Raw genomic sequence first — 8,692 nt, forward strand, 5'->3', positions numbered from 1 at the left:
ATTACTTCCCGACTTCCGCGAACTCCAGGTGGTCGCGCCAACCGCGATACCAGTCCGCGGATGACGCGGCGACCGGCAAATGGTCGGCCACCGATCGGAACGGAAAAAACTTGCGGTATTCAAACAGCTCAATGCGCGATGAGTGCGGATCAAGCACCGCCAGCCGTACCCAGCGATTCCGCACCAACCGATCAAGGGCCGTGTCGTGGGACATGAGATGGAGCATCGCCTGGGGTGTCGTCTCGACCACGATCAACAGGCGCATGGGTTCGTGCATTTCGACCATCTGCCAGGGAAGTCCCGTCCTCAGATCGCTGGCGGCTCCGTCCATCACACCGACAAGGGATGTGATGTTGTGGGGAAGTTTCGTGCCGCAGCCCCAGCCCATCGAGTCCACGCGCGAGAAGTAGTACTGAAGGTTTATGCCCGCGCACACCGGCAGGGCGGCGGCCAGGAGACGTGCCAGAATTGTCGACTCCGGATCATCACGCGTCGGGTCGTAGGAGACGAGAAATGCGCGGCGATCGAGGAACAAGCCACGGGTCCGCTGCCGCCGGCCGATCACGCAGACGGCGTTGGTTGCATGGCCCAATTCTGGTCGAACCTGGGCAAGGTCTTCGGCCCGATTCTCGACATGTTCTTTGGCGTCGGCGAAAGTGAGCGTCAGCGGTGCGGACTCGAATCTCCGGCAGCGCTCGTGCGCGTTTCCGCCGAGCGCCTGTTCCATCGCGGCCAGGGCATAATCCAACTCGGCGCGATGGCTGCCGGGCATAAGATCCTGATCGAAGACCGCCAGCGATTCATCGCAGGTATTGTGGAGAGCGCCCAGAAACCAAGTGTCGTCCGGAATGACCAATCCGTGCCGTGCTAAGCCGGCGCGAACTCGAGAGTCGTTCAAAATCTGTGCGATTGCTCGGGCGTTCGCTCCGCCAGCGTAGCCGCCGCAGGCGCCGCAGTCGTAGGCGGACGCGTGCGGGTTGTTCATGCTCCGCGACCCATGCCCAATCACAAATACGAGCCGCGCATAGTTCTGCAGCAGCCCGATACCTTGCAGCAACTGCTTCGCCATGTCGGTCATCTCGTCCGCAGTGAAGCCGACCTGCTCAGACGGTAATCCCGAGCCGGACGCGCCGCGCTCTACACCGAGGCGGGTACACGGCGGGCGGACAAAGTGGGCCAACCGCGTACGGATACCGGCTGCAATTCGCGGTGAAAGCGTGCGGGCAATCAACGGGATCGTAGCCAGCACTCCCAGCGCAGCCGTCAGGAACGCTCCCGAGAAAAGTCCCCGGGTGCCAAAATGAATTTTGTGAAGGACTGTTCCCAGCATCCACCGGACCTTCCGTCGCCGGCGGGTTTCTTGCGTCGCCTCTTCGGGGTGCTCCTCGACATAGTGCTCGGGCCGCATGAAGATGGGACAATGTGGCGCGAAGTGAGCGTCGGCACTGCCGCGATAATACATCGCCACGCCGAAGAAGCCTGCGGCGCCGAACGTTTCACAATCCCGGGCCGTCTCCTCAAGGTGCCGGCGGAAGGACTCTTCGCGTTCGTCCAGGCATGTTATTACTTGGAATCGCGGCGGGGTTGGTGCTGGTCGCGGTGTGTGAAGCGAGAGTGCATCCAGGGCTTGTTCGTGGAATCGCTTTTCGTAGGCCGCGTGAAACATGCGACGCCGCTGAAAACTGTCGAATGCATCAATCTCGCGAACCAAATCTGTCCACTCCGCGGCGGTCCGCCGACGGAGTCTGTCCGGCGGCCAACCGAGAACTTGTGCCAACTGGAAGACATTGAACGCCCACTGTTCCTCGCTAGACCTGGTCGAGTGCGGAAGGCGCTCTAGGATTTCGCTCTGAAGTGACGCTAGGGGGCCGGTGTAGCCGAGCACTTTTTTCGAAAACTCGGATAGTGCGAAGCGCTCCAGCAATAGACGCACGGCGAGGAATTCCGTGAGCGTGCCCGCGGGGATCGGGTACGGAACATGGTCGCCGCGAGCCTCGATCTGCTGAATGATGCCGGTCCAACCTCGGAGCGATAGTGCCGTTTCCTTGAGGAATGCGTTCCAGTCGGTTTGCGGAACGCCAAGTGCTGCAAGCGACTCGAGAATCGAGTCTACGGCGCTCGTATTCGCGTCCTGCAGTCGAGCAACTTCGCGGCCAAGCTGCCGCAGCCACGACTCTGGCGAGGCCTGCTTCCGGTAGAGCGATGCGAACGCTTGGAAAAACCCCTTGTCGCGGTCCGGAAGCACCCAATGAGCAATTCCTTGGTCTACGAACGCGGCGGAGAACCGGATCAGGATAGGATTAACTTGCAAGTCGATGTCGGTGTCGGCGATTCGTAGGAGAAGATCACGGTGGCGAGTTGGAAGCGGCCGATTGTCATTGATTTCAGGCACCGATCGAACGCCGTCGCGGCAGACGCGCCACAGTGCTTCGAGCGTCACGGCTTCCCAGGTCTCTGCGTTCCAGCTTTCGATTTTCGACTCGCCGAATTTCTCGAAAAGCTCGTTCACCCAATCCGGTTGGCAGCACTCGCCGTTTGCTCCGTTTGCTCCGTTGCGACCGCGAAGATCGCGCATCACCCACCGCCGAGTCTCGGCGATCAGTTTTTGTTTGGCCGCGACGGGCGTGACGGCACTGACGCGCCGGAGGGCGTCGGTCATGGCAACGAACCACAGGAGCTCTTCTGCGGGCCCGGTCCGGAGCGGATATTGAAGCATCGCCAGCCGCAGGTCGATCCGGCTGACTAATCGGGCGACGCCATCGACAGCCTTCATTCCGAGATCTTCCTCGAGCACTTCCCACACGTCGTCGGCGCGGATACGCCCCGCGGTGAGCGCATCGCGGTAATTGCCTTCCGGAAGATAGGTCTCGCAGCCGAACGTCTCGGCGCTGTGTTCGAGTGCCTTATCGAATGGCAAATCCTCGAAGGCTTGTAACGTGTTTTGGGTCACGAATACCGTGATCGGGCCTTGCGTGGGGAGCAAACGCGCGGCGTCCTCGATTGCCTCTCGAAGCGCTTGGTAACGGCCTTCCGTGGCGGCGGAGCTGCTCATCGCTTCGCCCTTCGTCGAGCCCTTGGCGCGGAAGCGGCCGGCCGGTCTAGCAGCTTTCGGGCTTCGACCTGTTCCGTCCGCAATAACTTGAGCGTGTCGGTTGCCTGCGCTAGGAAATACTCCCGCAAGGCCGTTAGTATCTTCCCGAACGCCGGGTCGCGCAGCCGGTAGAAGATTTGATTGCCCGCCTTACGAGTCTGGACGATGTGCTTGTTGCGGAGAATCGAGAGATGCTGCGAGGCATTGGCTTGCTCGATCTCGATCTTCTCGCACAGTTGGCCGACAGATAATTCGCCTTGTTGGAGATATTCGACAATGGCAACGCGAGTCGGATGTGCCAAGGCTTGAAAGACGTCGGCTTTGAATCGCCGCATTGACTCGAGCACGATCCACCTGCAAGGCCTGCATAACTACATCAGAATATTCGCTTATTTGAATATATCAGAAGTGGATACGCAAGAGCATTTGGCTGTGCCAAAATCGAACCGACGGTGACCCGCCGACACGTCAATGCGGGGGGTAATGCCTACCTCAAACGTTTAGGCATCGGTCGAAAGGGACCGGTTTGTGCATCGCCATTTTTCGAGCGTGGCGACCGATCCTGGAGAAATCAGAGATTGATTTACCCCGAGCCATCGAGGCTCACGATTTAGTCGCCGCAGTCGAAGCGATTGGCGATTTGAAGTCGGCCGGCTTAACGGCCAGCATCGAGCAGGGCACATGAGTCACCAATCGCTCCGCCGTATTACCGATGGTCAATCCCGGAAGCCCGCCGCGAGCGATTGTCCCCATCATCAGCAAGTCAATTTGATGATGTTCGATAAACTCGACGATAGCCGTGTCAGGAACGCTCTCCCCCCCGACGATTTGCAAATCCACCGTGGCTGTTGACGGTCCGTCGACCACGCGGGCCAACTGCTCGGTCAGTCGCTCGTGTGCTTCCGCCTTGACGTGCGCGTGGTAAGCCTCGGTATTGGTATGCAGCAAACCGACGCTGTACCGCCGGTCGAGCAAATAGTCGACCGAGTGCAGTACGGATACTTTGGCACCGCTGAGTTCTCCGATCGCCAGGCCCAGTTTCACCGTGATATCCGACACCGGGCTGAAGTCGCTGGTGATCAAGATTTTGTGGGGAATCGGCTTCGACTCGGGGCGAGTCACCCAAACTGGGCACGGGCAGTTATGCAGCAGTCGCGTGGCGGTGCTACCGAACAACAGGCGTCGCAGGCCGCGCACATTGCGCGTGCCGACAATGACAACGTCATGCCCGCTCTGCTCGACTTCGCGAATGATCTCGACCCAAGCCTCACCGCTCACAAGCTTGGCGTTGGCGATCAAACCTCGCTTCGTGGCGGAATCGACAAGACGATCGAGCGCCTGCTGTCCCGATCGGTGAAGCTGGCTCGTCAAGCAAGAGTCGTCTGCTTTTGGTGAAGGAAGCGTATCTTCGGCATCGTTCAAGACGGCGAAGAAGGTAACGCTGGCGGTTGTCTTTTCGGCCAGCCAGAGCGCGTGCTTGATCGCCTCTTCGACCGGCAGGGAGAAACGGCTCGCATCATGCCCGTCTTCCTGCAATAGGTCGATGCCAACCAGGACGCTATTGAAAACGGACATGATGGTCTCCGAGTGGAGATGGCGCTGATAAGGGCAAATAGGTTCAATTTGCAAATGCCGTACCGCGACCACCCACCGAGCCGACATCAGCAGTCGTATTAGTTATCCATGTTGCTCGCGCAAGCCGTATGGGCGTCTATTCGGCGGGCGACGCGAGTCAGGCAGGCTTCCTTTACATCGATCTTGAGACCTCTGCCAAATGCTTTCGCTCGGAAATGCGGAATGACGTGGCGCGCCGTGGCGGCAAAAGCGCGCCGTATCGCACAGCCATGACTATCCCTCCCCGGGATTCGCGCCTTTTTAATGGCCCTTCATCCCTTGGTTTAACGTTTCGGTTCGCGCGAACGGAAGCGGCGCGCCTTTTGCGTAATCAATGCCCCGATAGGCTTCGATAGATTCGGGATTCGTACGACAAGCACGCAGGTCGAGGGTGGTAACCGAGACCGTCTTGGCTTCCGTCGTCAGAAGGCGCCGCACGGAATGCTCTTGACTCCGCAAAGTAGGAATTATCTCATTCCAACAAAGAGGCTCGAAGATGCGTTTAAGTGCTGCAGTATGCGCGGTAACGACCTGGCTGACGCTGCCGCTGGCCGGCTTGGCAGCGGATCCACCCACGACACCAGCACCGACCGATTCGCTCGTCCGTGAAGAATTCGCGACCGACGGCACGGGCATGACGCTTCAATCCGCTCGTGGCGCTTTTCTAGAAGTCGACGCTGCGCAAGCGGGAGAGCGCATTCGCCTCGCTGCGAAACAGTTGCGAGATCACGCGGCAACTTTGGCCGAAGATTCGAGGGACTCACTGCATGAAGCTGCGCGTGACCTCGAAAAGTTAGCCGCGCGCGTCGAGGAGCGAGGCATTCAGTCGGTTCGCGAATTCGATAAGCGCCTGGCGCGTGCCTACCACACGATTGCTCAACACCACGTTGATCATGGGCGCATGGCTTGGCAAGCGCGCGAGCATCGCGTGGCCGGTCGTCGTCTTCGGGCAGCGGCCGACAATTTGGAAACTGCCTTGAGATTCAGCGGTCAGCGCGTCGGTGAGGCTACCGAGGAGACAATCCGAGATTCTCGGAGGATTGCGGCCAAACTCGTCGAGGGTAGTGGCTACGCCGTCGACGATGTCGGTCGTGCGTTTGCGGGGCTCGGCCGAGAGGTCGAAAACTTGGGCGCGCAGATGGAGCCACCGGCCAAACGGTACCCGGACCGACTCGTAATTCCTAAATAGTCGGAGTCACCCAGCTTTTCGCGTTGACGATGTGCCTTCCGGCTGTGATCGGGACCGGGAGCGGGCCAGAAGAGAAATACTTCGTACAGGGAGCCACGGCGATGCATTGCAAATCTTGTGGAGCTGCACTGCACGTTGACGAAGGCGCGCGGTCGATCGTCGAACTCGGAAGACTCGCTCGCCAAGCCGGGCTTCCAGACCCGGACTATTGGGCAGTGCAAGTAGGTCCTCTTTGTGGCAACTGTGTCCCCGGCTCTGCCGGAGCTGATCCCAACGACGACGCGAGTTAGCGCGAAGCGAGGAAAACGGGCTGAAGCTTGCTCGCACAGGTCGATCTACCCGAGGTCCGTCGCCATCGCCGCCGGAGAAACTCGCGTCTTCGGAAGATACGTGGATCCCGGGAGAGTCTCGCTGTCGCGCCACCTGCGGAGCGAAGAATTCTGTCACCCGAGCGGCGGCGGACATTTTGGACAGGTGGCGGTAAGCCGTTTACTGAATGGCTTCTACAATAAAGCGGCGAACGGACTCGAACCGTCGACAGCCAGCTTGGGAAGTGCATTCAGGAATCGTGCAACTGCCGTAAGTTATGGCGAATTCTGGCCTTTCGGCAACACACGCTGTGCAGCGTTTGCATGAATTCGCGCCATTTTCATGCTTATCTCTGCACGAACTCTGCAGAGCGGACTTTCTGCTCGCGTTTGCACTAGGTCACGTGGGCCGTAGCCGGCGGTAGAATGACCCACCCTCAAAAGGGTACTTTGCGCACGGCTGAGAGACACGCCGAGGCAACCGACCAACCCGATGCTTCGTTATTCCGCATTAGGTAACGATACAAAACAAAGGGAGACCAGGCATGCGCTTTACCAAGAACATTGCGTTGGGACAGATGATTATCGGGGGGCTCGCGATCGTGCTGATTATCTACTTGTCGGCGATGTATAGTGCCAGCGTGCGGAGTTCACTCGATGAACTCGACAACATCGTCGGCCGCGGCGAGAAGCAGATTACTGTGACCGTGGACGTGTTCGAAACCGCAAGCAAGATGCTGGTCAGCTTGCAGAAGTCGGTGTCGCCACACGAAAGTACGTTGGTCGCACTGGAAAACTCTGCGAAAGATATCTCCAATCTGCTCGACGGGTGGGGAAAGCGTGTCGGCGACTTACACGACCTGACCGGCAAGGTTGCCAAGGTGTGCGACAATCTGCAAAAGGAACTGCCCATCCATGTGCCGACGATTGACATCCAAACGGCGCAACATGATTTTGACGTGCCGACAATTACCGTGCAGAAAAAGGACTATGCGATCAGTTATGTTTCCGGTATTGAAGTAACGCCGAAGGAATACTCCTTCAATTACCCGAACGGCATTACGGTTAAGAAAAACCACGCCGGAGTGCCGAACGGATTAGACATTAAGGAGAAGGACTTTGAGTTTTCCGCTCCAAAGAGTATTTCTGCTGAGAAAAAGGAGCTGGCGTTTTCAGTTCCAGAGCAGGTATCCATTTCCAATAACAAGGTCTCGTTTAAGTATCCTGTCAAGGCGGACATTACGGAGCGCGTCCTGATGAAGGATGAAAAGGCAGTGCTCATCACGGCGCGTGACCAATTGAGCGAGGTTGGTGGCAACTTGGACCAGAGCGCAAGCTTGCTAAAGGAGATGTCTGCGCTGACTGGAAAACAGCTTACGGGATCGATCAGCGCGGCAAGGGCAAATGTGGCGGCAGCCGGCACGATGTTCAAAGAGCTTGTTGATGACCGCCTGCCAAGGTTCGTGGCAGAGTTGAAAGGCCAGCGAGACGAATTGCAGAAGTCGCGGCAGCTATTTGGCATCCTCAAGGGTACTCTCATGCCGTTGACGCTGCTTGGTCTGCTCATTCCTTTGGGCGTGACGCTGAATGGGCTCGCGCTGTACCGGTCGTAAGCCGTGTCGAACCGATTCTAGGGTAAGCTAAAGCGTCAACGAAACCGGCGAGTACTTTGCACGAGTTCCTTGGCGTTTGTTTTGCGGAGTCGCACTGCCACTATCCAGGTTCCGTAGTCACGTGACTTTTGCAGCCCTCCAAAAAGGGGGATTGTTTCTTCATGGGTCAGGCGGCAACAAACCTGAACTCCCACGGGGCGTCGAACAACCGTCAAATTCCTCGGGAAATGACGCGATTTCGAGGACGCGCGACGCGAAATCCGACGCAGCTGGTGGCGGGATCGCTCTGGATGCGAGTTTGCGGCAAGTGATCGCAGCGTGGGGCACGCTGCCGCAATCCTTCCGGCGGGCGATTCTGGCGATCATTGAAGTCGGTTCATGATGCTTGGCACATCAGTCGACTGGTGCGTCAGTTTGGCGTTCGCGGTCTGCATCCTGTTTGAGTCGCTCGACCAATTTCGGTGAGAGTAGCTGTTCGCCAGAATAGGGATGAAACCAGATCCTAATGTCCGGATCTGAGGGGTTACACAGGAATTTGGTATCGTTCTCGTCTCGCCAGACCCAGCCCACTTGCTCCAGCTCTTTTTTTGCCTGCTCCGCCGCCTGGAGCTTTGAATCGAGGTCGCTATCCTCGTCGGATTCATTGTCTCGGTTGCCGTCGAGTTCGCCCTGAGTCATTCTGCGCCTGTCTAAGCTAGCGAAGAGAATGAAACTTCGATATCTACCTTGGGAATGCCGGAGATATAACCGAAAGTTGTGGATGAGTTGAGTTGAAAAAGGCGGCGTACTTGGGTTTGAATTTGGTTGATTACGGACCCAATTCCCCAGGAGTACGCCACCATGCCCGAGAGTATCAATTCGACGTTGTCCTTGCCAG

7 protein-coding genes are annotated in these 8,692 nt (G+C 58.1%); 2 read left to right on the top strand and 5 right to left on the bottom strand.

What is annotated here, in order from left to right:
• Window position 1 precedes the first annotated feature (1 nt).
• From VGN12_15645 to VGN12_15655, 3 genes are all read right to left on the bottom strand, one after another.
• Complete coding sequence (locus VGN12_15645) at window positions 2-3,052, bottom strand: DUF2309 domain-containing protein (GenBank protein HEY4310884.1); 3,051 nt, start codon at window positions 3,050-3,052, stop codon at window positions 2-4.
• Window positions 3,049-3,426, bottom strand: coding sequence for a metalloregulator ArsR/SmtB family transcription factor (locus VGN12_15650; protein HEY4310885.1), 378 nt, complete (start codon window positions 3,424-3,426; stop codon window positions 3,049-3,051). The genes VGN12_15645 and VGN12_15650 overlap by 4 nt, the downstream gene beginning before the upstream one ends.
• 268 nt (window positions 3,427-3,694) lie before the next feature.
• On the bottom strand, window positions 3,695-4,666 hold the full coding sequence (locus tag VGN12_15655; GenBank protein ID HEY4310886.1) for a universal stress protein: 972 nt from the start codon (window positions 4,664-4,666) through the stop codon (window positions 3,695-3,697).
• Window positions 4,667-5,201: 535 nt separating this feature from the next.
• On the opposite strand from VGN12_15655, the gene VGN12_15660 reads away from it, so the two are divergent.
• Window positions 5,202-5,894 (top strand): hypothetical protein, encoded by a 693-nt coding sequence (locus VGN12_15660; GenBank protein HEY4310887.1) that lies wholly within the window; start codon window positions 5,202-5,204, stop codon window positions 5,892-5,894.
• 853 nt (window positions 5,895-6,747) lie between these two features.
• On the top strand, window positions 6,748-7,815 hold the full coding sequence (locus tag VGN12_15665; protein HEY4310888.1) for a hypothetical protein: 1,068 nt from the start codon (window positions 6,748-6,750) through the stop codon (window positions 7,813-7,815).
• A gap of 393 nt (window positions 7,816-8,208) precedes the next feature.
• On the opposite strand, the gene VGN12_15670 is transcribed toward VGN12_15665, so the two are convergent.
• Together VGN12_15670 and VGN12_15675 are read right to left on the bottom strand one after the other, a co-directional pair.
• Window positions 8,209-8,493, bottom strand: coding sequence for a hypothetical protein (locus VGN12_15670; GenBank protein ID HEY4310889.1), 285 nt, complete (start codon window positions 8,491-8,493; stop codon window positions 8,209-8,211).
• A gap of 11 nt (window positions 8,494-8,504) precedes the next feature.
• The coding region (locus VGN12_15675) for a hypothetical protein (protein ID HEY4310890.1) at window positions 8,505-8,692 on the bottom strand (188 nt) is incomplete at its 5' end.

The sequence above is a fragment of the Pirellulales bacterium genome (assembly GCA_036499395.1).
Taxonomy (GTDB): Bacteria; Planctomycetota; Planctomycetia; order Pirellulales; family JACPPG01; genus JACPPG01.

Bases quoted from the DNA above. Each gene is read 5' to 3' on its own strand.
- VGN12_15645 (HEY4310884.1), bottom strand. From the start codon at position 3,052: ATGAGCAGCTCCGCCGCCACGGAAGGCCGTTACCAAGCGCTTCGAGAG.
- VGN12_15670 (HEY4310889.1), bottom strand. From the start codon at position 8,493: ATGACTCAGGGCGAACTCGACGGCAACCGAGACAATGAATCCGACGAG.
- VGN12_15660 (HEY4310887.1), top strand. From the start codon at position 5,202: ATGCGTTTAAGTGCTGCAGTATGCGCGGTAACGACCTGGCTGACGCTG.
- VGN12_15655 (HEY4310886.1), bottom strand. From the start codon at position 4,666: ATGTCCGTTTTCAATAGCGTCCTGGTTGGCATCGACCTATTGCAGGAA.
- VGN12_15665 (HEY4310888.1), top strand. From the start codon at position 6,748: ATGCGCTTTACCAAGAACATTGCGTTGGGACAGATGATTATCGGGGGG.
- VGN12_15650 (HEY4310885.1), bottom strand. From the start codon at position 3,426: ATGCGGCGATTCAAAGCCGACGTCTTTCAAGCCTTGGCACATCCGACT.